This is a genomic window from Tardiphaga sp. GW821-FHT12E02 (assembly GCF_058807155.1).
On record NZ_JBXAQK010000003.1, the window covers coordinates 98,773 to 120,903 of the forward strand.

Sequence of the window (22,131 nt, forward strand, 5' to 3'; positions counted from 1 at the left end):
GTCATCGCCCACCCTCCTGACGGTTGTAGCCGTCGTCGCGCAGAGCGTTTGCGGGCGCGGGATAGGTCCGGTCGAGCGATTGCAGGTAAGCAGTCAAGTCGAGCGCTTCCTGCCTAGCGACAATGGCGCCGGCCTTCGGTGCATACTCTGATGGCAGAGCCACGACGACGTCACCGGGTGCGGCCGCGCTCTTCTCCTCGAACAAGAAGGGATAGGCCGGCATGATGCTCCATTTGAAGATGGCGCGCGGCTGATAAAGATGGGTGAGATGCCAGTCTCGCGACGGGAGACGCGCGCCGACATTGAGGAGGTCCGGTCCGGTGCGCATCGTCCCGAGCTGGTGTGGGCTGTCATAGGTGTAGTCCGCGGCGATTGCCGGCCGGCCCCAGCCTCGAACGCCATCGGGCGCCTGGTCAGGCGAGCGCGGCTGTTGGCTATGACAGTAGACGCAGCCGAGTGACACGTAGACCTCCCGACCGCGCAATTGCTGCTCGGTATAGGGTTTGAGCTCAGACGGAACATCGTGCCGGCCGATCTGGATTCCTGGCGCGATGACGAGCATCAGCGTCGCGAAAGCGAGGATACCCAAAGCGATGATCGAGAGGGGGAGATACCGGTTCATTCTGCGGGCACCACTTTTGCGGCTGCCGATGCCCGCCATGGGAACAGGATCGTGGCGACGTTGAACGCGAAGACGACGTGGCCGAGCGTCATGAGGCTGCCACCAACGCTGCGCGCCTCGAGATAGGGGATCGTGACAGTGACGCTATCCGCGAACGGCCGGGTCGCGTCGAGCATGGCGAGACCCTGCAGAATGCCGCCGATCGACAGTCCGAAGAAGTAGATCGCGAAGCCGACCACGATCAGCCAGAAATGCGCGTTGATCAGCGCCGGCCATTGGAACGCTCGTCCGGTCATCCGCGGAAGCATGTGATAGGCAGCGCCGAACATGACGATGCTCACGAAGGCGTAAGCACCAAGATGAGCATGCCCAACGGTGTAGTGGGTGAAATGTGTGACGGTGTTGATTGAACGCAGGGCCTCAGTCGAGCCCTGGAAGGATGCCAGCGTGTACATGACGGCGCCGAACGAGATGAAGCGTAGCGGGAGCGATTCCTTCAGCGCCCAGAGATTGCGCGCGACCGTGACGTGCTGGTTGATGGCAACCGCGATCACCGGGATGAACATCATCACCGAATGGACGATCGACAGGGTCACAACCCAGGTGGGCACCGGTCCGCCAATCAGATGATGGATGCCCACCTGGCTGTAAAAGAGCGCGAGGCCCCAGAACCCAAGCAATGATACGGAATAGGAGTAGATTGGTTTCCCGATGATCTTCGGAATGAAGTAGTAGGCGGTTCCGACACCGAGCGGCGTCAGCCAAAGCCCCAGAACGTTATGGGCGAACCACCAGTTGACTGTGGCCTCTTCGACGCCCGAATGGATGTAGGGGATATTGGCGATGACGAAGAGACAGGGAAACCACAGGATGCCGGCGAGGAAGTACCAACCGGACACATAGATATGGTGAACCTGCCGGGCGATCGTCGTCTTCACAAGTGGGATGACGAAGAATACGCCCGCCAGCGCCAACAGCATATCGAGCTGCCAGGGGATCTCCAGCCACTCTTCGCCGTCGGTCCAGCCGTTGGCGATCGCGAGCGCGCCCAGACAGACGGCGATATTCCACAGAATTGCGCCTATGACGGGCAGCTGCGGCGCGCGCAATGGTGTGTGGAAGATGCGTGGCAGGATCCAGACCATCGAGGCCACGCCCATCTGCGACAGCCAGCCGTAAATAACGAGATTGAGATGCAGGGTACGGACGCGGCCGAAGGTCAGCGGCGCGTAGGCCGAGAGCCAGTCCGGCCAATGAAGTTTTAGCGAGGCGACAAGGCCAAAAGTCGAGCCGATCAGAAGCCAGATTGTGGCGGCGACGATAAGGATCGCGACGGGCTTGGTGGAGATGCGATCGATGCCCGCGGTCTCTGCATCGAAGTAATGGCGCCTTGCAGGATTTTTCTCGGCGTCCGGGCTGTCGAGGTGCCCTTCCTCTCCGGGTGTGAAAATTACCTTGGCGTCTTCCTGATCGAGCTTCAGCTGCCTGTTGCTGATCGCCCAAATCAGGAAAGCAAGCGCGAGCAGCGAGACCGCGAAACTCAACGCTAGCAAAAGTCCCATAGTCACCATGCGCTTCCCTCCCGCACGCGTCCATGCTCTTGCGGCAGGCACACGGAATTCAGCGCTCGGAAACCAACCTTAAGGCAACCTTAAGAAAGCTGCGTTTCGGGGAAGAAAGGCACCAACTTCAGCTAAAAGCGGTCGAGTTGGTTGCGATGAGGTCGAGTGGCCTCAGGACGAGGGTAAGCCAATCTCCCGCGTCAGAGATAAGCATTTCTAATTCAACGTAACGGCATCGGCGGAATGTCGACGCGTACCGGTCTCGGATGATCGATGTCGATCCGCCCCCGCCCTCGTGCCGGCGAATAGCGGTAACTCATCCTGCTCCACTCCGTTGGACAACGCGGCGAGCTGCACGCCGTTTTTGCTGCTGCGCTTGACGGCATACATCACACGGTCTGCCCGCCTCATAATGTCCTTGAGGGGTAGGTTCAACCCCGGCGGGATGATCACCGCCCCCATACTGCATGTGGCGCAGTGTATGGTCTCAGATAATGCGCTGGAGAGCTTTCGATGCAGATGCTCGGTGACATGGCTCGTTTCGTCATGAGGATCGAGAGGCATGAGAACAGAAAATTCGTCGCCGCCCATGCGACCGAAGCAGGCCCCAGGCGGGAGCTCTGAACCGGCGGCTGCGCCTAGGCTTTCGAGCACGCGGTCACCAGCTTCATGGCCGTAGCGATCGTTGATGATCTTAAAGCCGTCCAGGTCGAAATAGATCAGCAGGAGCCGGACACGCTTCGAACTGGCTTTCGATATCATCTGCTCGGCAATCTGTTCGAATGCGACACGATTGTAGGCGCCGGTCGTACCATCGCGGCGGGCCAGAAAATGCTCGCGATCGAAGCTGCAGCGGAAGCTGGCGACGATTGCGGCCAGCACTGGAAGCGTCACCAACTGAAGCGCAAGATTACTGAGAGCCAAGGCCTTGGCAGGGCCTCCGCAAGCCAGGCAGATCGCGAGTGATGTCGCGGCCGCGGTCCGGGCGACGGTAATGCCGGCCCGGAGCCCGAGTCGCCAGCTCACCAAAGCGACCGGAACCATATATAGCGGCGCAACGTGTAATCCGCTTGAGTGAAGCGCGAAGCTGAACACGGCGATCGCAGCAAAGCAAACAGTGGTCAGGATCCCGAGACCCATGAGGCTCAGTGTATCGACCCGGTTCGCAAGATAAAGAAGAAAGGAACAGGCCCGTTCGTCTTTTGATTTTTGAATGTGAAGCCGCAAATCCTATCATCTCCCGCGCCCAATGCGACGCAACGCATTACCAAAGATCGGATGACATAACGCAGCGCTGGCGGCGCGGGAGGATGATGACCATCAAAATTGGCTGGAATTACATTTCGTCCAACGCGAGCGGTTCAAGACCGATGCTGCCGCGCGACCTCGATGTCGACATTGCCATATGATTCAGGGCCACATGCTCTTCCGGCGCCGGGCGAGCAAGATCCGGTATAAAGACGAACCGTTAATTTACACGTGCAGAGATTGTTAAAATACCGACGGTCAGGTGGCACGGCTCTCCCACGCCTGACCGCATGCTTGCGTCAATACCTGGCATCCTTCGGCTTCTTGACGCCCTTCCAGTCGTTGACCTTGCCCGCGAAATCCGGCCGCGGCATGTGAGTGAAAAACTCGGCCACGTCCACAGCATCCTGATCCGACAGGACCCCGCCCGCTCCAAGTGGGGCTTGCAGATGCATAGCTGGAGGCATGGCGTATTTGACGAATTGCGCCGCTTTGTAGGTACGGGCGAGGCCGGCGCCGATATTGAACGATTCATCACCCCAGAGCGGCGGGAAGATATAATATCCGGCCTGGTCTTTCATGCCTTGCCCATTGGCCCCGTGGCACGAGGCACATTGAGCGGCATAGATCGTCCTGCCCCTCTCGGGATCGGGCACCAGGCTTTCATCGATCGGCCCTGCGTTACGCACCGCAGCCTTGTTGCCCTTTTCCACTCCCTGACGCAGCCAGTCCATGTAGGCAAGCATGGCATGCATCTCGGTGCTTTCTGGGCCGAGAGGCTTGCCGTTCATGGAGCGTTGGAAGCAGCCATTGATGCGCATGGTCAGGTCGACATCGCGGTTGGCGCGGGGGTTGAAGGACGGATAGCTGTTGGTCGTGTTGATGTAAGGGTTCGCGTCCGACATCTTGCCATGCGCCATGTGGCACGAATTGCAGTTCAGACCATTTCCGACATTGGCCGGCAGCAGGCGTGCGGTTTCATTGAGAAGCCGCTGGCCGAGCAAGACGGCTTCCGCGTTCGGCTGCGCGGCAATCGTGCTGTCTGCCGGAATGCGATAGTCGCCGATCCGCTTGTTGTTGGCATCCAGCACCGCGATCGCATCCGCAGCCGGCGCGTCCAGAATGGGCTCGTGCATGAGGGCAAATGCCCCGGCGGTCGCGGCGACCGCCACGATTGCGACGCCGGTCAGGAAAAGGGAGCGCTTCTTCATTTTTGTTCTCCCGGCACGTAATGCTTCGGCTTGCGCGCAATCTCGTGGCGCATGCGCGAGATGTCCGCTTCGGTGATCTCACTGCCATGGTTGCCCCAGCCGTTGCGGATGAAGTTCAAGACATCGGCGACCTCCCGGTTGGTGAGATTTGCGAAGCCCGGCATCGTGAATGCCATCGTGTCATGCGGGGTCTTTGGCATGCGCCCGCCGGCAAGCGTCACCTGAATGAGTGAACTCGGATCGTCGGCGAACACCATCGAATTCCCGGCGAGCGCCGGATAGATGCGTGACGCGCCCTTGCCGTCCATCCGATGACAGATGGCGCAATGCTCGGCATAGGAAGAGGCACCAGGCGCGCTGAAGTCGCCGGCTTTCAGCGCCGCGGTGGTGAAATCGTCCTTCGGGTGCCATGTCGGGCTGCGGCCCTCGCGAGGCTTCAGGGATTTCAGGTAGGTCGCGATTGCCGTCAGGTCGTCGTTTGACAGGTGCTGGCTCGAGTGCTCGACGACATCGGCCATTGAGCCGAACGCGGCCGTCTTGTCGTTACGCCCGGTCTTCAGGAAGTCGACGATCTCGGCCGTTGTCCATGTCGACAGACCCGTATCCTCGCCGCGCAGGTTCTTGGCGTACCAGCCTTCGAGGACTGAACCCGACAGGAAGCGACTGTTGTTGCCGTCGGCCATCGCGGTTTCCTGGAACGCGATACCGCGCGGCGTATGGCAGGCACCGCAATGAGCAAGCCCCTCCACGAGGTAGGCGCCACGCTCAAGCTGCGGATCCTTGGTGACCGTGGCGAACTCGCGGGGCTGAGCGAAAGCAAGCTGCCACCAGGCAAGCGGCCAGCGCATGCTGAGGGGCCACGGCATGGTCGTTGGCTGGTTATCCTGGCGCACCGCTTCGACGCTCGACATGAAGTAGGCGTAAAGCGCCTTGATGTCGTCGTCGCGGACGACGGCATAGGAGACATAGGGCATGGCGGGGTAGAGATGCGTCCCATCCGGCCGGATGCCCTTACGCACCGCTCGCTCGAAATCTCCGTAGCTGTAGCCGCCAATCCCCGTCGTGCTGTCCGGCGTGATGTTGGTGGAATAGATCGTGCCCATCGGCGTCTGCATTCCGAGACCACCGGCGAAATGCTTGCCGCCGGGGGCGGTATGGCAGGCGATACAGTCGCCCGCATGCGCCAGATATTCACCTTTCCGGACGAGCTCCGCGTCCTTTATGTCTACCTGCGCCTCTTGCTTAGGCTTGAACCAATACGGTGTTGAGAGAGCGGTGGCATAGGCGAATGCGAGCCCGGCGACGCCGACAAATGCGAGCTTGACCAATAGTTTCACAGCACGTTCCATCAGATTCTTTAATTATGTAAGTATCCTAGCCATCCTCTGTGTCACATTGATCTCAATCAACGAACGCCAGGGCTCCGACGCCGTTGTGGGCTCAGGCGAATGGGCGTAGTCGGCGGATAAGATCGCTGGCCCTGAACGATCCCACCGACCGCGTCCCGGAATATTCACGGCCGCTAGCCGTCTGTACCACGAACAGCGTCGGCGGCCCTTCGGCCCGAAGGTGCGCCAGCAGCTCCCGGCTCGCCTGGTCCATTCGCGTGACGTCGACTTTGACAAGCCCCACACGCGCCATCGCCTGGCGGACCTGGGGATCGGGAAGAATTCTGTTATCGATGGTCTGACAGAACGGGCACCACTCCGCCCCGATATCGACCAGCGCGACCTCGTAGCGTTCGGAAAGCCGGCTGAGCCCCTTCTTATACTGAGCGAGACTGGCCACGATCACCGTGTCGGCAAGAGCGTCGCGCGCAAATCCCCCTGTCGCTGCGGCGAAAAGGCCTCCAAGCATGAAGCTTCGGCGGGTCGTGAGAGGCGACGAGCGGGACAGCATCGCCATGCCGGCGGCTTCAGCGTGGGTAAGCGATTTCGATTCCGAACAATCCATGCACGTCTCTCCTTATTCGCCGGCCATCGTCGGTTGCAGCCTTAAGGCAGGCTTAAGGTGAGGCAGGCGTCTGGGATTTCGAATCCGAAATGACCCGGAAAGGCCGAGAGACAAATTGACTGAAAAGATACGCTGCAAGCCGCTCGCTCGACGGGCATTCCTACTCGGTGCAAGCGCCTTTACGCTGGCAGGCTGCGTATCGATGCAGCAACCAGCTCCGATGATGCCACCGGTTGCCGAACTCACGCCGGAGCCTCAGGTCCCGCTCATGTACGCGGCGCTGCCGAATGAGCAATTTCCGATCCCTGAAGTCGATGTCACCGAGGTCGATCAGAAATGGTGGCGTACCGAAGTAGATTATCCGACCAGCGAAAAGGTCGGAACGGTCGTCGTCGATACGCCAAATCGATATCTATATCACGTCCGATCAAATGGTCGGGCGACACGGTATGGCGTTGGTGTCGGACGCGATGGCTTCGCCTGGGCCGGTCAGGGGCACATCGCCTACAAACGCGAATGGCCTCGTTGGCGTCCGCCCAACGAAATGGTCGCGCGCCAGCCTGAACTCGAGCCGTATAGTATCGACAATGGCGGCATGCCGCCTGGCTTGAACAACCCGCTCGGGTCCCGCGCCCTTTATATTCACGAGGGCAACCGCGATACGATCTATCGGATCCACGGCACTCCCGAATTCTCGAGCATCGGGAAATCGGTGTCCTCCGGCTGCATCCGGATGCTCAATCAGGATGTCATTCATCTCGCCGACAACGTCCGGGACGGTAGCGCCATCGTGGTTATTCCTGATCCCGCAATGTCGCATTTGCTAGTCGGATAGGCGGTCAGCCATGCAAAAAGATGTCGAAAACTTCGATGTCCCGATGCGCGGCTACACATTACACGCGAGCTATTTTGGCCCGCGGGAGAGAACGGCGCTACTGCTTCATGGCGGCGGTGACACGTCTTCTGCCGACATCTTTCCCCTTCGTGTCGACCTCGCTGAGCGCGGCATCGGAACACTGGCGCTGGACCATCGAGGCCATGGGCTTACCGGTGGCTCTCCTGAAGAGAGCTCGTTAGCCCTCAGAGTCGAAGAAGCGCGGGCCGCAATTGACGCTATCCGCCCACGCCAGCTTCTCGGCGCGGTTTCCATGAGCATGGGAGGCTATGTCGCCGTACGATTGTCGCAAGTCGTCTCGCTGAATGCTTTGGTGATGATTGCGCCAGCGATGTACGACGGCAAAGCGTTTACGGCACCATTTGGCCCTGCGTTTTCGCATATCATTCGGCGTCACGAGAGCTGGCGCGATAGTGATGCCTTCGCCATTCTGAAAGAGTTTGCAGGGCGGATCCTGATCGTTGCGGGCGAACAAGACCGAACTATTCCTGCGGGCGTGATCGAAGCTTGTGTGGACGCAATAACTCCCAGCCGTTTCGCCCTGATCTCCCTGCTCGGTGTCGACCATTTCGTGATGAGCCGTCTCCGAGCAGGCCCAGCTGATCGACTAACCGAAATCTTGGACCGGATGGCTTCGGTTCTCCTTTCAAATGTTCAGACGCTGGCGTCTGCAGATCATTTTCCCGGTGGCGTGGAAACTGTTCGCAGCGACGCGGAACCACGAGACCGATCGCGTGAAATGACAGGCCACACGGCGATATGCACGGAGGGCCGTAGCTAGGGGAGTGTCTGCAATTGAAAACATGGTTCCAAAGGCTGACGGACGTTGCGGCGGTCGCGCGCACCGAGGATGTGCTAAAGAACGCATTGCCGTCGCTGGTGCAGGAGTTGGGTTTCGAGGGATACGCCTATCTCTATGTCGAACCGGTCCGAATGCATGCCGTTTCGAACTATGCCCAGCAGTGGCAGGACCGCTATTTCAGCGAGCGGTATCGACACGTCGATCCGGTTGTTCAGACAGCTTGCGCGACCATGCGCGCCTTCACGTGGTCTGCTCCCGCGTCGCGTGAGTGCAAAACCAAAGCGGTCCGTCGCTTCTACTCGGAAGCCGCCGATTTCGGGATTCGGTCCGGGATCACAATCCCGGTGCGCACCGCCTCCCGCCACATGTCGATGCTGACGCTCGCATCGAGCAGGCCGTCCCTATCGCTAGACCGCGATCTTGACCAGATCGCCGCCGTGACGGCTGTCGCATTTCTCCATGCGACGCTGGAAGCCCACAGTGTTCGCCCGACCGCGTACAACAAGTTTCAGCTGACAGCGCGGCAGGCGCTTTGCCTTAAGTGGTCCGCTGAGGGAAAGTCGATGAAAGATATCGCTGTCCTCGAGAACCTGTCCTTCGGTACGGTGAACTTCCACCTGAATAATGCGCGTGAGATCCTCGAAGCTTCGAGCCTCGCACAGGCCACGGCGTTGGCGACCAAGCTCAACCTGATCTGACGAGCTTGGCGTGCTTACGGATCAAGCTCCACCGCCCTGCGTGTCATCAACCGCTGACACTTAGTGATTTCGGTTGCCGTTGTCGGGGCTGGTCTTTGTTCACGCAATCGGTCTTTACCGTGTTGGCAAACCGCAGTTCCGTATGTAGACCGCCCTCGCGCCGGTTTTCGAGATGCAGCTTTCCCCCAAGACGCCTCATCGCGAGATCCGCGATCGCCAGACCAAGGCCACTACCCATTGCGGTCTTGTTGCGCCCTCGGTAAAATCTGTCGCGCACTTTCGGCAATTCTTCCTCGGGTATTCCCGGTCCACTATCGTCGATGACAACGGCAATTCCGTCCACCTCGCTGCGCACTGAGCAGTGCACCACCCCATCAACGCCCGAATGCAAGGCGGCATTCTCCATGAGGTTCCGCGCCGCAAGGGTGAACAGCGACGGATCGACAGAAAGGCAAAAGCTCGATAATTGCGGGCTCATCTCGATTACAGCAGTTTCTGAATAATGTTGAAGGATATCGTCCGCTAACTGTCTGAGCGTCTGTCCCAAATTGACATCCTGTTCAGCCGTTACGATCTCGCCGCTCTCGGTATTCGTCAGATCGGTCAACTGCCGCACCAAGCGGGAGGTCCGGTCCACCCCGATCACCATCTGACGTAAGGCATTGTTGCGTATCCCGGGATCCTCACTGCTTAAAGCGACCTGCGCCTGCGTCTTCAGCCCGGCGATGGGTGTACGCAGCTCATGTGCCGCAAATGCAGTAAAGTCGCGCTCGCGTTGGCGAGCCGCGCTGACACGCCCAAAGAGTCCGTTGAGTGAGCGGATCACAGGCTTGATCTCCGAGGGCGTATCCGCGTCCGGCAGCGCGCTTAGATCCGACGCCTGCCGTGTCTCCAACGTGCTCGCCATTGCGTTCATCGGTGCGAGACCTTTGCGTACGCTCAGCCAGATGAATCCCGCCAATATCGGCAGGATCAGCAGGGCGGGCAGCGCAAGGCCACGGATGACATCAGCGACCAACCTGTCGCGAACGCGCATATTGTCTCCAACAAGCACTCGCATGCCAAGGTCGCTATTCATGACCGCATAGACGCGCCAGATTTCTCCGCCAACCAGCGTCTGGGAGAATCCCTCGCCGCTGTCGGTTAGGGGTGTTGGCGGAGCTGCATCCGAGCGTCCGACCAACGTGCCGTCGAGCGCCCAGATCTGGCACGAGAGCTGACGATCGTAGGACGTGTGCAGGGCCGGCTCGATCGACGGGATTTGCGCCGCCCTTTTGGGATCGATCTCCTGGCTGGTGATTAGCGAGCTGACCATGCGGGCGGCTTCGATCAGACGTGCGTCGAGAACCCGTTCGACTTGGGCCCGCGTGCTGAGATAAATCCAGACGATCGCCGACATCCAAACGACACCGGTCGTAATCATCAGAATCATGAAGAGCCGGCCGCGGATCGACCTCATGCGCTTTCCTCCGCGAGCTTGTAACCAACTCCTCGCACCGTCTCGATGATCCCAGGCCCGAGCTTCTGACGTAAATTGTGAATATGAACCTCGATCGTATTGCTCTCCACGTCCTCCTGCCAGCCGTACAGCCGTTCTTCGAGCTGCGATTTCGACAGAATCTGACCCGGCCTATCCATCAGCGCATGCAGGACGGAGAATTCGCGACGCGATAGGCGGACTGGCTCCCCGGATTTCGAAACCACCATGGTGGCGGGTTCCAGGCGGAGATCCCGCCACACCCGGCAGGCGGATCCGCCGCCGTTGCCCCGCCTCGTGAGCGCGCGCAGCCGCGCGGCCACTTCGTTCAGATCAAACGGTTTACCTAGATAATCGTCTGCGCCCGCATCCAGACCGGCAATGCGGTCGGGAACGCTATCGCGCGCGGTCAGCAACAGCACCGGTGTGGCGACCCGACGTCCGCGCATTTCGCCGAGGACCTGCAGGCCGGATCCATCCGGAAGCATCAGATCGAGAACGACCGCGTCGAAAGCGGAGCTGCGCAAGGCCGCTGAAGCATCGGCGCAGGTAGTAACGGCATCCACTGTAAAGCCGGCCAGACCCAGTCCGACCTGCAACCCGTTCATCAACACCGCGTCGTCTTCGACCAGCAAAACTCTCATGCGCACAATACCTCGGACCCGACAGAACAGTGGAGATCCCGCTCCGACCTTAAGCCAGCCTTAAGGTGACAGGCGTGGATCGCAGGCCGCGCAGGCATCGACCTGTCCGTATCAAGGCCGAAAGGAGATTCTATATGCCAGCTCTCACGCGTCGTGGCGCAGTGCTTGCCATTGGTGGCGCCGTATTGACCGTTCCCCTGCTCAACCACGCGACCTTCGCTCAGTCCGCTGCTGAAGCCGATGTCTCCAAGGAGATGATCCTCAACGATCCGGCGGCGCCGACGGCCGGCAATCCAAAGGGGGACGTCACGATCGTCGCCTTCCTCGACTACAATTGCCCATTTTGCAAAAAGTCCGCGCCCGACCTTGACCGCATCGTCAAAGAGGACGGGAAAATCAGGCTCGTCTACAAAGACTGGCCTGTCATTCGCCCGACATCGATCGATGGGGCGATGATGGCGCTCGCGGCAAAATACCAGGGAAAATACGACGTCGCACACCACGCTTTGATGGGGATCCCCGGCGTCGGCGTTCCGAAGGACAAGATGCGGCAGGGGCTGCAGGCCGCCGGCATCGATATGGCCCGTCTCGACGCTGACATGAAAGGAAAGTCGGCGGAGATCGACGCTGTTATCAAGCGCAATATGGCGCAAGCCGATGCCATCGGTTTCCAGGGTACGCCAGCCTATCTTGTCGGCCCGTTCCAAACCTCGACCCTCGATTATAAGGGGTTCAAGCAAGTCGTTGCGGACGCGCGCAAGAAACAGGCGGAGGGCAAGTGAGAGCGCCACGCTCTCACCACCCGCGCTCGCGATGCTTGATGTCGAACATTCCACCCTTCAGCATATGAGACCAGTAAAGCCAGGGCAGGAACTTGGTTTTCAGGTACCACATGCTTCGGCGAGGCACCCTGGGATCGAGCGGAAAGCTTGGGGTGACCTTGCCGCCATAGGCAAATTCGGCAAGCACGATTTTGCCAATTGCCACGGTCAGCGGGCACGAACCGTACCCATCATAAGTTCTGGGCATGGCTTTTTCCTGCATCGCCGCCAGCAGATTGTCGACGACGACAGGGGATTGGAGCCGGACAGCTGCCGCCGTTTTGGCGTTGGAGGTCGATGCCGCGTCTCCAAGCGAAAACACGTTCGGATACCGCACATGGCGAAGGGTCGCGGGGTCGACCTCGATCCAGCCCGCGGCATTGGCAAGCGAGCTTTCGCGCACGACGTCAAGCCCCGTCTGCGGCGGGACGACGTGGATCATGTCGAACCGCATCTCAACGTCCCGAGCCCCACCATCCTTGCCGGTCACGGAAAACAGCGCCGTCTTCGCGGGACCATTGATGGCGACCAGATTGTGTCGGTAGCAGACGTCGATCCCGTATTCGTCGACGGCTTTTTGCAGCGGCGGAACGAAGAAGGGAACGCCGAACAGCGCCTCGCCCGCCAGGCAAAACTTCAGCTGCGAGGCGCTGAGCTTGCCGCGGCGGCGCAGACGGTCGGCCATCATATACATGATCTTCTGAGGCGCGCCGGCGCATTTGATCGGCATGGCAGGTTGGGTGAACAGCGCGGTCCCGCCCTGAAATTCCTGGATAAGCCGCCAAGTGTATTCGGCCGTGTCGGCCCGGTAGTTGCTGCACACGCCGTTCTTGCCAAGCGTCTCTTGCAGCCCCTCAATCGCGTCCCAGTCGATTTTCAGGCCCGGGCAGGCAACGAGGTAGTCGTAGCCGAGCGATCGGCCATCGCTCAGCATCATGCGATTATCGTCCGGCTCGAACGCCGTTACCGCCGCCTTGATCCATGTCGCGCCTTTGGGAATCAGCGACTTTTCGGCGCGTTGCGTCTGTTGCCGCGTAAAGACGCCGGCGCCGACCAGCGTCCAACCCGGCTGGTAGGAATGCGTTTCAGACGCCTCGACGATTGCGATGTCGAGACCGGATTCGCGGCGCAGCAGCTCGGCTGCGACGGTGATGCCGGCGGCGCCTCCGCCGACGATGACGATCCGATGCTTGAGTATGGCTGCCTGGCTGGCCTGCGGCTGCGATGCGACGTCCATCATTATCCTCCCACTTGCAGAGTCTCATATCTGATTATATGTAATTATGTAATTCATATTGAGGATCGTCAAGGAGCGGCGCTATGAAACCTATTCCGGTCACTGAGAAGTTTTCCGTCGTCGGGCAAATTCAGCCGAGCGATTTCGCGGAATTACGCCGTCTCGGCTTCAAAACAGTCATCAACAATCGTCCCGATGGCGAAGATGCGACGCAGCCAGGCTCCGACGCGGAGGAAGCCGCAGCCAGGGCTGCTGGGCTCGACTACGTGTTCATTCCCGTTACCAGTACATGCATGCCGGAAAACGACGTTCGCCGTTTTGCCGAGGCTATTGTCGCCTCGAACGGCCCGGTGATTGCCCACTGCCGCTCCGGCGCCCGCTCGTTTTACATGTGGATTCTGGCCGGTGACGCTGACGTTCAGGGCTTCAGTGACGACAAGCTCATCGCCGTCGCAAGCGATGTGGGCATTGCGCCGGACGCATCACGGGCCTGGCTCGCTTCGCACCGTCGCATCGGCAAACCTGACGTGAAGGGATTCTACGATCCCAAAACCGGCAGCATCCAATATGTCGTCAGCGATCCGGCGACGAATGCATGTGCGATCATCGACCCGGTTCTCGACTATGACGAGAAGTCCGGCGCGACCAAGACCGAACATGCCGACGAGATCCTCGCTTATGTCGCCGAGCACGGCCTGATTGTCGAATGGATCCTCGACACCCATCCGCATGCCGATCACTTCTCGGCGGCCCGTTACCTGAAGGAAAAAACCGGCGCATCGACAGCCATCGGCGCCCGTGTCGTCGATGTGCAGACGCTGTGGAAGAAGATCTACAACTGGCCGGACTTTGCAAATGACGGCAGTCAGTGGGACCGCCTGTTCGAGGAGGGGGAGACTTTCAAGCTCGGCACGATCGACTCGAAGGTGATGTTTTCGCCCGGACACACCCTCGCCTCGATCACCTATGTCATCGGCGACGCGGCGTTCGTCCATGACACGCTGTTTATGCCGGATTCCGGCACCGCTCGGGCCGATTTCCCGGGCGGCAGCGCCAAGCGACTATGGCGATCCATTATGGATATTCTCTCGTTGCGCGACGAAACACGCATCTTCACAGGTCATGACTACCAGCCGGATGGACGTGCAGCACTGTGGGAGAGCACGGTCGGTGAACAGAAAAAGCTCAATTCCCACATCGCCAATCAGACCGAAGAGAGTTTCGTCAAGTTGCGCAATGAGCGTGATGCGACGCTACCGATGCCCAAACTCATTCTGCATGCATTGCAGGTGAACATGGCCGGCGGTCGACTCCCCGAGCCGGAGGATAATGGCAAGCGCTACTTGAAGATCCCGCTCAACGCACTCGACGGAGCGGCATGGTGATGGACGCCTATCTCGCACCCATCGCTGGCGGCGCATTGGTTGGCCTGTCAGCCAGCCTTCTGATGCTCCTGAATGGACGCATCGCCGGGATCAGCGGCATTGTCGCAGGACTGCTTGGCCAGCGCGGCGAGCGCTTCGGTCACGATATCGCCTTTGTCGCGGGCCTGCTGCTCGGGCCAATGGCTTACCTCGCAATCTTCGGCATTGCGCCGCAGGTGCAGGTAACGGCGGCATGGCCGCTCCTGATCGTCGCGGGTTTGCTGGTCGGCTTTGGTACCCGCATGGGCTCCGGCTGCACCTCCGGGCACGGCATATCCGGGCTCGCTCGACTGTCGCCGCGATCCTTCGTGGCTGTCTTGACGTTTCTCGGTACGGCCATCCTCACCGTGCTGGCGATGCGTTTCGGAGGCTGGCTATGAACCCGGCTCTTCGTATCCTCACGGCTCTTGCCGCCGGTCTTTTGTTCGGTCTGGGTCTGGCCGTTTCTGGTCTCCTCAACCCCGCCAAGGTCAAGGCTTTCCTCGATATCACCGGGGCATGGGATCCTAGCCTGATATTCGTTCTCGGTTCAGGCGTACTCGTCGCCTTCATCGGCTACAGGATCGCATTTGCCATCAACAAGCCATTGCTCGACGATCGACTTCACCTTCCGACCAAAACCCGCATCGACCGGCCACTGGTCGTTGGTTCGGCGATCTTCGGTGTGGGCTGGGGTCTGGTTGGCTTCTGCCCCGGCCCCGCGATCGCATCGCTTTCGCTCGGTTTGGTGCCGGCTGTAATCTTTGCGATCGCCATGTTCGTCGGAATGGTCACGCACGACCGTTTCCTGGCCGGGAAGGGGTGAGCCATGCTTGCCAATCTTGGCCCGGCGCTCGCCTCGGGCGGCCTCGTCGGCTTCTCGCTCGGGCTCGTCGGCGGCGGCGGCTCGATTCTAGCCACCCCGCTACTGCTGTACGTCGTGGGCGTCACCCAACCCCACATCGCGATCGGGACGAGTGCGTTTGCTGTGTCCGTCAACGCCTTCGCCAATCTCATCGGCCACGCGCGCAGCGGTAATGTCCGATGGCGCTGTGCGATCATCTTCGCAGGCGTCGGCACGCTTGGCGCATTCGCCGGCTCAACCCTCGGCAAACTCGTCGATGGTCAGCGACTGCTGTTCTTATTTGGCCTGCTGATGATCCTGGTGGGCATTCTCATGCTGCGACCGCGCAGGGACGGCGCCTCACCCGAGCGACCGGTAAACTTGAGGACATGCCTTATCACAGCCGCGATAGCCTTCGCTGCCGGCACGGCCTCCGGCTTCTTCGGGATCGGCGGCGGTTTTCTGATCGTGCCTGCGCTTATATTGGCAACGGGTATGCCAATGATCAACGCGATCGGTTCATCGCTTCTGGCGGTCGGCAGCTTCGGGCTCGCCACGGCGCTTAATTATGCCATCTCTGGCCTTGTAGATTGGCCGATCGCCTTCGAGTTTATCGCAGGAGGGGTCGCCGGCGGCATTGTAGGCATGATGCTGGCCAATCGTCTGTCCGCGGGCAAGAACACGCTGAACCGCATCTTCGCAGGCCTGATCTTCGTCGTTGCGGTCTACGTGCTTTATCGCAGCGCAGGGGCCTTCCTGACCTGACCTGCATTCGCGAGTGCTCTGGCACTAACCGGCTAGCCGCCGCGTCGTACTATCCTTGAAACAATGGAGATGACAATGATCCAAGACTGGAAGAAGCTTATCGACAATATGAATGGTGGCGTTAAATCCCTGCGACAGGACGCGCCTAATGTCATGAAAGCCTTCAGTGACATGGCCCGCAATGCGCGTGGCGGCGAGGCGCTCGACCAGACGACAAAGGAGTTGATTGCGCTCGCCATCGCAGTGGCGACCCGATGCCAGCCATGCATCGCCTACCACGCAGAAGGCGCCGTCAAGGCCGGCGCAAGCCGTGAGCAGATCAGCGAGACCTTGGCCATGGCCATTTATATGGGCGCGGGGCCATCGGTGATGTACGCGGCTCATGCGCTCGAAGCGTATGATCAGCTCGCTGAATGACGACGCCTTTATGGTCAAAGGTTTGGACCTGCTCATCACGGGAAGAATGGGAAGCGACGGCGCTTGGGGCGTCGTCATATGGGCGGCGCTGAAGATGCTCCGATAGGGTCGCTGCCCAGCAACTCTCCTGAGTCGAAGTCGTCACGGGTGTGCATCCGGCATGGCAGATGCCGGATTAATCAGGCCCCACTTAAGGCTAGCTTAAGCTTGCGACTGCGTTTCGATCCCAAAATTCACGAGGGACCGAATGAATGCTTTCACGACGATGTCTTCTGATTGCAACCGGCGCGCTCCTATCGATCAATGCCACTGGCACGAGCGTGACTGCCCGGCAGCCGACTCGTGAGGAAGTGTTTTTCGATCCTGTGACGCCTGTACTTGGAAATCCGAACGGCGCCGTCACGATCGTTGAGTTTTTCGACTATCAGTGCCCGTTCTGCAAAAGCACCTACCCGGCACTGAAGGAATTCGTCGCGGACGATGGCAATGTGCGCCTTTTGATGCGCGACTGGCCGATCTTCGGCGAAGCCTCGCGCTTTGCTGCCGAGCGCGTGCTTGCCCTTGGCCCGCAAGCTTACGGGCGAGCGCATGAGGCCTTGATGGGCACGAAGGGACGCCTTGCCCAGAGCGACATCCTCGAGATCCTCGATGAAGCCAGCAACGGAGGTCTTCCACCCGCTCATTCGGCGGACTCAGTAGCCGACACGCTGTCTCGCAACGAAAGGATGGCCAAGGCTTTCGGTCTGTCAGGCACCCCGTCATTCGTCATCGGCTCGAAGGTTTACGGAGGCGTTCTCGACCGGGCCGGTCTTGCTCAAGCAGTGCGTGAAGCAAGAGGAAAGCGGACGTGATGTTGAACCGACGCACTTTACTCGGCGCCGGCCTCGCATCGACAGCCTTCGTCGTCGCCCCCGCCCGCGCCTGGGAAAGACCTTTCGATACGGCCAATGCCCGCATGGACGGCCTCCAGGACGTGGAGACGCCTCTACTATCGGCGACGACGCTGCACGCAACGCAGGTGGCGGCCGAAACCTACGCCCGCTGGGCAAATGAAGGCGGATGGCCGAAGTATCCTTTTACGCAGCGTCTATCGCTTGGCGCTCAGGGCGAGCAGGCGTCCTGGTTGCGGCAACGTCTTGCTCTGACCGCAGACTTGGCATCGCAGTATCGCTCAGGTGATGTCGTCGACAGTTTTGTCGACGCCGCTATCCGCCTGTTTCAGGCACGGCATGGTTTGGCAGTCGATGGCGTCGCTGGCGCTGCTACCTATGAGGCGCTCAACTATCCAGCTGAGGACCGGGCCAGAAGTCTTGCTGCCAACGCCCCCAGATTGCAAGCCGCGCTGGTGGAGGACCGCCGTCAGGTAACGGTCAATGTCCCCGCGGCGCAGATTGAAATGGTTGAGGACGGCGCGGTCGTGCTTCGGCAGTCGGCCGTCGTTGGCCAGCCCAATCGTGCTACGCCGCTGCTTTCGAGCAGCATCCATGAGGTCAACTTCAATCCATATTGGCATGTGCCGAAAAGCATCATCCGGCGCGACATCATCCCGATAATCCGTAAAGACCCCGGCTATCTGACGCGGATGGGCATGCGGATTCATACCGGCAACTGGAAAGAGGTGTCGCCGTCCAGCATCGATTGGAACACCGACGAGGCGACCAACTACATGTTCCGGCAGGAGCCGGGGAGCCGCAACGCTCTGGGGCGCGTCCGGATCAATTTCGCAAACCGACACTCGGTCTATCTACATGATACACCCGATCCCGGGCTGTTCGGAGACGCAAGCCGCTTTCATTCATCGGGCTGTGTCAGGGTCCAGCGTATTCCGGAATTCGTGACCTGGTTGCTCAAGGAGACACCGGGGTGGTCCGCTGAAACCGTCGCCGAATTCCTTGGGAACGGTCAGCGTCGGGATGTCACGATCTCGAAGCCCGTACCAGTACACTTCGTTTACATCACCGCCTGGGGCGTGCCGGCTTCTCCGGCCCAGTTCCGCAAGGACATCTACGATTTGGTGGATCGGTCCTGACGGCGGTCGAGGACAGGCGCTGCTTAATGCTGCCTTAAGCTATCGCGCGAAAACGGCAGAAAACCAGTTCTCCAGATAATATCGATTGGTGCCACGAAATGAAAAAGATTTTGGCTGCTATAGCGGTGACGACTCTGCTCGCCGGCTGCAATGAAAAGACCGAAACGACATCATCAGCCCCCAAGGGAAACGATGAAGGCATCTTGCAAACACTTAAGAGCCAGGGTTTGACCATTCATGGACCCTTGCAGGTACCTGGTGGACTTCAGGCCTACGCCGCGAGCTCGGGCACGCAGCCGCTGGCAGTCTATATCACACCCGATGCCAAACATGCCCTGATCGGAACCTTGATCGACGCGAGCGGCAATTCGGTCGCAGATGCGGCTTTGAAGCAGGCAACAAGCGAACCGATGCAGCGAGAAGCCTGGGCTGCGCTCGAAGCCGCTGCTTGGGTTCCAGACGGGAAGCCGGACTCGGAGCGAATCGTCTATGCTTTCACCGACGCGAATTGCCCGTTCTGCAACGAGCTATGGCGCTCCGCCCGTCCCTGGGTCGAGGCCGGTAAAGTGCAGATCCGGCACGTCATGGTCGGAGTCATTCGCGCGGACTCGGCGGGTAAGGCCGCCGCAATCATCGAAGCCGCCGACCCGGGGGCCGCCCTGACCCAGAACGAGATAAATCATAGCACTGGGGGAATCGCCCCTTTGGAGCATATATCCCCGCAGACCAATGCCAAGCTCACCAACAATGTGGAGCTGATGAGGCGGCTGGGCTTCAGCGGTACGCCCGGTCTCGTCGCAAAGCGGAGTAATGGCGAACTGACCTTGCAAAGCGGAGCTCCAAGGGGGGCCGCTCTCGAAGCTCTATTCGGCCCGCTTTAGCCTGGAACGCAAGTTTGCACCGTCAATCGCACGCAAAATGCTCTTAAGTCTGCCTTAAGCTGACGATCCGACCTCTCCCGCCGTCGTCACATCAAGCGGGAGCGTGCATTGCCTTCGAAAAGAATCTGGTCCGTCATAACCGCCGTCATGATGTTGGTATTCGCGGCGCTGGCAATTGCGCCGGCAGCCGCTCAGGTAACCTCGTCAGGTGGAATGCCGCTCCCCGTCGACCAAGCGTTCAAGCTTTCGGCGACGCGACAAAATGACGGCACCGTGCAGATCCGGTGGGCGATCGCGCCAGGTTATTACCTCTACGAGGACAAACTCAGCTTCAGCCGCGGCGGCGCGGCAGTCACCGCTCCGAATCTCGAAGGTAACGGGCAGAGCAAGGACGACCCCACTTTCGGCCCCTCGACCGTCTTCCACGATCACGTCGCCGCCGTCGTCTCGCTTGACGCCTCGGGGTCCGCTCCCCTCGAGGTTCGCTATCAGGGCTGCCAGGAAAACGGCATCTGTTACCCGCCGCTTGTGCGCCATGTCGATGCGACGACGCTCGCCATCACCGACCCCGATGAGCGCGCGCCAGCGACGCAGGCGAGCCAGTGGTCGGCGCCGACCGAAGCTGCGCCCGCATCGGAAGGTGGGACCGGCATCGCCATTGCCGCAGACAATGGCGGAATGATCGGTTCGCTGCTGAAGGACGGCGGCGTTGCGATGGTTCTAGCCAGCTTCATGCTGTTCGGCGTGCTGCTCGCCTTCACGCCTTGCGTGTTCCCGATGTATCCGATCCTGGCTGGCGCGATCGCGCGCCAGGGCGAGGCCGTCACGGCGCTCAGAGGCTTTACCCTCTCGCTCGCCTACGTGCTCGCGATGGCGAGCGCGTTCGGCCTGCTGGGCGTGGCGGCAGCGTGGTCCGGGCAAAATTTGCAGATGGTCCTCCAGTCGCCGCTTGCTGTGGGAGCGGTCTCGGCACTCTTCGTCGTGCTCGCCTTGTCGATGTTCGGCCTGTTCGAACTGCAACTGCCCTCCGCCTGGGTCAATTCGATTGGCCGGCTTGGTCAGGGAAATCGAGGCTCGCTGGCGTCGGCCGGCCTGCTCGGCTTTACGTCCGCGCTCATCGTTGGACCTTGCGTGACCGCACCGCTGGCCGGCGCGCTGATTTACATCGCTCAAACCGGCGACGTCGCGCTTGGCGCGGCATCGCTCTTTGCCCTTGGCCTCGGCAAGGGAATTCCCCTAATCGCCTTTGGCACGCTCGGCCCGAAGGCGCTCCCCAAGGCGGGAGCGTGGATGTCCACGGTCCGCCAGGCGTTCGGGTTCGTCTTCGTGGCGACTGCGATCTGGATGGTATCTCGTATCATCCCGGCGGAAGCGGGGCTTGCGCTTTGGGCCCTGTTCGCGATCGGACTGGCAGTCTGGCTCGGCGCATTCGACTCACTCGGTCCTGATGCTCCAGGCAGACGCCGGACGGCTAAGGCGGCAGGCATCGCCGCCGCGCTCTACGGTGTCGTGTTGGCCATAGGAGCAGCAAGCGGCGCCGGCGATCCCTTCCGCCCACTGGGCAATCTCGTTGCTGGAACAGGCGGCAGCACCGGCAGCCCGGAAGCACTGGCGTTCCGCAGCGCTGGTACACCTGCAGAACTTCAGACGAAGATTGCCGAGCGGAACGGCAAGCCGAGCTTGCTGTATGTCACGGCAGACTGGTGCGTCACCTGCGCGGTCATTGATCGCAGCGTGCTGTCTGACCCGACCATCCAGTCCACACTTGCCCAGTACAATCTCATCAAGCTCGATGTCAGCGGCAACACGCCGGACCAGCGACAGATTATGCAGGGCCTGCAGGTCGTCGGCCCTCCGACAATGATCTTTGTCGATCCCAACGGGAAGGAGGCTGTCGGAACGCGGCTCGTGGGCGACGTGACGAAAGCGACCTTGCAGGCGTCAGTCGACAAGGCTGGCGCGGAGAAAACAGGAATGGTGCGATGAACGCCGTCGCAATCGGACCATTCGTTTTCTCGTCGGGGCAATTTGCTGGCATCTTGGGAATCTTCGCCTTTACGATCGTCACGTCGATCCTTGCGCGCCGGGTCGATCCAGTCATTGCAAAGTGGTCCACCTGGGCGCTGATCGGCGGTTTGGTAGCCGCTCGCCTTGGCCATGTCGCGCTGCATTGGCAAAGCTTTGTAGGCGAACCATTGCGCATCTTCGCCTTCTGGCAGGGCGGCTTTCAACCGCTCGCCGGGTTGGTCGGCGTATTGATCGTCAGCGCGCTCTTTATTCGATCGCTCAAGGCCGGGCTTGCCGCTGCCGGTGCCATCGCTTTCAGCCTCGTTCTCTGGGTGGGTGTAACGCAACTGACTCAGGCTACGCTTGGACAGCCTGCGCCGACATTCGCTCTCCAGCAGCTCGACGGGCAGCCCCTCGCCGTGAGCGATGCAAGAGGCAAGCCGGCCGTCATCAATCTCTGGGCAAGTTGGTGCCCGCCGTGCCGCAGAGAAATGCCGTTGCTGGCGGAGGTCGCAGCAAGCCGCGACGATGTCGCCTTCCTATTCGTCAATCAAGGCGAAGGCTCGGAGACGATCCGGACTTACCTTGCAAAAGAAAACCTAAAGCTCGATCGCG

General features: G+C 60.4%; 23 protein-coding genes. 14 read left to right on the forward strand and 9 right to left on the reverse strand.

Annotation, left to right across the window (positions count from 1 at the left end):
* Window position 1: 1 nt before the first annotated feature.
* The 6 genes from AC1RQ5_RS30750 to AC1RQ5_RS30775 all read right to left on the reverse strand — a co-directional run bounded on the left by AC1RQ5_RS30750 (window position 2) and on the right by AC1RQ5_RS30775 (window position 6,596).
* Window positions 2-661, reverse strand: coding sequence for a cbb3-type cytochrome c oxidase subunit II (locus AC1RQ5_RS30750; RefSeq protein WP_493204605.1), 660 nt, complete (start codon window positions 659-661; stop codon window positions 2-4).
* Complete coding sequence (locus AC1RQ5_RS30755) at window positions 619-2,184, reverse strand: cbb3-type cytochrome c oxidase subunit I (RefSeq protein WP_493204634.1); 1,566 nt, start codon at window positions 2,182-2,184, stop codon at window positions 619-621. The genes AC1RQ5_RS30750 and AC1RQ5_RS30755 overlap by 43 nt, the downstream gene beginning before the upstream one ends.
* Before the next feature lie 216 nt (window positions 2,185-2,400).
* A complete protein-coding gene (locus AC1RQ5_RS30760) occupies window positions 2,401-3,411 on the reverse strand; it encodes a GGDEF domain-containing protein (protein WP_493204606.1) in 1,011 nt (336 codons plus the stop codon).
* A gap of 320 nt (window positions 3,412-3,731) precedes the next feature.
* Entirely contained in the window at window positions 3,732-4,643 is a 912-nt protein-coding gene (locus AC1RQ5_RS30765) for a c-type cytochrome (RefSeq protein WP_493204607.1), read from the reverse strand.
* Window positions 4,640-5,992: a c-type cytochrome gene (locus AC1RQ5_RS30770; protein ID WP_493204608.1), complete on the reverse strand. Its 1,353-nt coding sequence runs from the start codon at window positions 5,990-5,992 to the stop codon at window positions 4,640-4,642. The genes AC1RQ5_RS30765 and AC1RQ5_RS30770 overlap by 4 nt, the downstream gene beginning before the upstream one ends.
* A gap of 91 nt (window positions 5,993-6,083) precedes the next feature.
* Window positions 6,084-6,596 carry a thioredoxin family protein gene (locus AC1RQ5_RS30775; protein ID WP_493204609.1) on the reverse strand — a complete coding sequence of 171 codons (513 nt, stop codon included), beginning with the start codon at window positions 6,594-6,596 and terminating at the stop codon, window positions 6,084-6,086.
* Window positions 6,597-6,711: 115 nt separating this feature from the next.
* On the opposite strand from AC1RQ5_RS30775, the gene AC1RQ5_RS30780 reads away from it, so the two are divergent.
* The 3 genes from AC1RQ5_RS30780 to AC1RQ5_RS30790 are packed head-to-tail and all read left to right on the forward strand — an operon-like array spanning window position 6,712 to window position 8,991.
* Window positions 6,712-7,431: a L,D-transpeptidase gene (locus AC1RQ5_RS30780; protein ID WP_493204610.1), complete on the forward strand. Its 720-nt coding sequence runs from the start codon at window positions 6,712-6,714 to the stop codon at window positions 7,429-7,431.
* Between the two features lie 10 nt (window positions 7,432-7,441).
* Window positions 7,442-8,272, forward strand: coding sequence for an alpha/beta hydrolase (locus AC1RQ5_RS30785; RefSeq protein WP_493204611.1), 831 nt, complete (start codon window positions 7,442-7,444; stop codon window positions 8,270-8,272).
* A 14-nt stretch (window positions 8,273-8,286) separates the two neighbouring features.
* Window positions 8,287-8,991, forward strand: coding sequence for an autoinducer binding domain-containing protein (locus tag AC1RQ5_RS30790; RefSeq protein ID WP_493204612.1), 705 nt, complete (start codon window positions 8,287-8,289; stop codon window positions 8,989-8,991).
* Between the two features lie 46 nt (window positions 8,992-9,037).
* On the opposite strand, the gene AC1RQ5_RS30795 is transcribed toward AC1RQ5_RS30790, so the two are convergent.
* Together AC1RQ5_RS30795 and AC1RQ5_RS30800 are read right to left on the reverse strand one after the other, a co-directional pair.
* Window positions 9,038-10,450, reverse strand: coding sequence for an ATP-binding protein (locus tag AC1RQ5_RS30795; RefSeq protein WP_493204613.1), 1,413 nt, complete (start codon window positions 10,448-10,450; stop codon window positions 9,038-9,040).
* Window positions 10,447-11,112 carry a winged helix-turn-helix domain-containing protein gene (locus AC1RQ5_RS30800; protein WP_493204614.1) on the reverse strand — a complete coding sequence of 222 codons (666 nt, stop codon included), beginning with the start codon at window positions 11,110-11,112 and terminating at the stop codon, window positions 10,447-10,449. The genes AC1RQ5_RS30795 and AC1RQ5_RS30800 overlap by 4 nt, the downstream gene beginning before the upstream one ends.
* A gap of 134 nt (window positions 11,113-11,246) precedes the next feature.
* On the opposite strand from AC1RQ5_RS30800, the gene AC1RQ5_RS30805 reads away from it, so the two are divergent.
* The gene (locus tag AC1RQ5_RS30805; RefSeq protein ID WP_493204615.1) at window positions 11,247-11,894 is read left to right on the forward strand and encodes a DsbA family protein; all 648 of its coding nucleotides are present in this window, start codon (window positions 11,247-11,249) and stop codon (window positions 11,892-11,894) included.
* Between the two features lie 13 nt (window positions 11,895-11,907).
* Here the strand turns inward: AC1RQ5_RS30805 and AC1RQ5_RS30810 are convergent, their stop codons facing one another.
* On the reverse strand, window positions 11,908-13,170 hold the full coding sequence (locus AC1RQ5_RS30810) for an NAD(P)/FAD-dependent oxidoreductase (RefSeq protein WP_493204616.1): 1,263 nt from the start codon (window positions 13,168-13,170) through the stop codon (window positions 11,908-11,910).
* 83 nt (window positions 13,171-13,253) lie between these two features.
* Between AC1RQ5_RS30810 and blh the strand changes: the two genes are divergently transcribed.
* From blh to AC1RQ5_RS30860, 10 genes are all read left to right on the forward strand, one after another.
* Entirely contained in the window at window positions 13,254-14,555 is a 1,302-nt protein-coding gene (gene blh / locus AC1RQ5_RS30815) for a bifunctional sulfur transferase/dioxygenase Blh (protein ID WP_493204617.1), read from the forward strand.
* A complete protein-coding gene (locus AC1RQ5_RS30820; protein WP_493204618.1) occupies window positions 14,555-14,974 on the forward strand; it encodes a YeeE/YedE family protein in 420 nt (139 codons plus the stop codon). Before blh ends, AC1RQ5_RS30820 begins: the two co-directional genes overlap by 1 nt.
* The gene (locus tag AC1RQ5_RS30825; RefSeq protein WP_493204619.1) at window positions 14,971-15,399 is read left to right on the forward strand and encodes a DUF6691 family protein; all 429 of its coding nucleotides are present in this window, start codon (window positions 14,971-14,973) and stop codon (window positions 15,397-15,399) included. The genes AC1RQ5_RS30820 and AC1RQ5_RS30825 overlap by 4 nt, the downstream gene beginning before the upstream one ends.
* 3 nt (window positions 15,400-15,402) lie before the next feature.
* Window positions 15,403-16,182, forward strand: a complete 780-nt coding sequence (locus tag AC1RQ5_RS30830) for a sulfite exporter TauE/SafE family protein (protein ID WP_493204620.1) — start codon at window positions 15,403-15,405, stop codon at window positions 16,180-16,182.
* A gap of 75 nt (window positions 16,183-16,257) precedes the next feature.
* Window positions 16,258-16,599 carry a carboxymuconolactone decarboxylase family protein gene (locus AC1RQ5_RS30835; RefSeq protein ID WP_493204621.1) on the forward strand — a complete coding sequence of 114 codons (342 nt, stop codon included), beginning with the start codon at window positions 16,258-16,260 and terminating at the stop codon, window positions 16,597-16,599.
* A gap of 251 nt (window positions 16,600-16,850) precedes the next feature.
* Window positions 16,851-17,450 carry a DsbA family protein gene (locus AC1RQ5_RS30840; protein ID WP_493204622.1) on the forward strand — a complete coding sequence of 200 codons (600 nt, stop codon included), beginning with the start codon at window positions 16,851-16,853 and terminating at the stop codon, window positions 17,448-17,450.
* Window positions 17,450-18,628, forward strand: a complete 1,179-nt coding sequence (locus AC1RQ5_RS30845; protein ID WP_493204623.1) for a L,D-transpeptidase family protein — start codon at window positions 17,450-17,452, stop codon at window positions 18,626-18,628. Before AC1RQ5_RS30840 ends, AC1RQ5_RS30845 begins: the two co-directional genes overlap by 1 nt.
* Window positions 18,629-18,726: 98 nt before the next feature.
* The gene (dsbG, locus tag AC1RQ5_RS30850; protein WP_493204624.1) at window positions 18,727-19,509 is read left to right on the forward strand and encodes a thiol:disulfide interchange protein DsbG; all 783 of its coding nucleotides are present in this window, start codon (window positions 18,727-18,729) and stop codon (window positions 19,507-19,509) included.
* 147 nt (window positions 19,510-19,656) lie between these two features.
* Window positions 19,657-21,495 (forward strand): protein-disulfide reductase DsbD, encoded by a 1,839-nt coding sequence (gene dsbD, locus AC1RQ5_RS30855; protein ID WP_493204625.1) that lies wholly within the window; start codon window positions 19,657-19,659, stop codon window positions 21,493-21,495.
* Window positions 21,492-22,131, forward strand: a 640-nt coding sequence (locus AC1RQ5_RS30860; protein ID WP_493204626.1) for a prolipoprotein diacylglyceryl transferase family protein, incomplete at its 3' end; no start/stop codon positions are given. The genes dsbD and AC1RQ5_RS30860, both read left to right, overlap by 4 nt.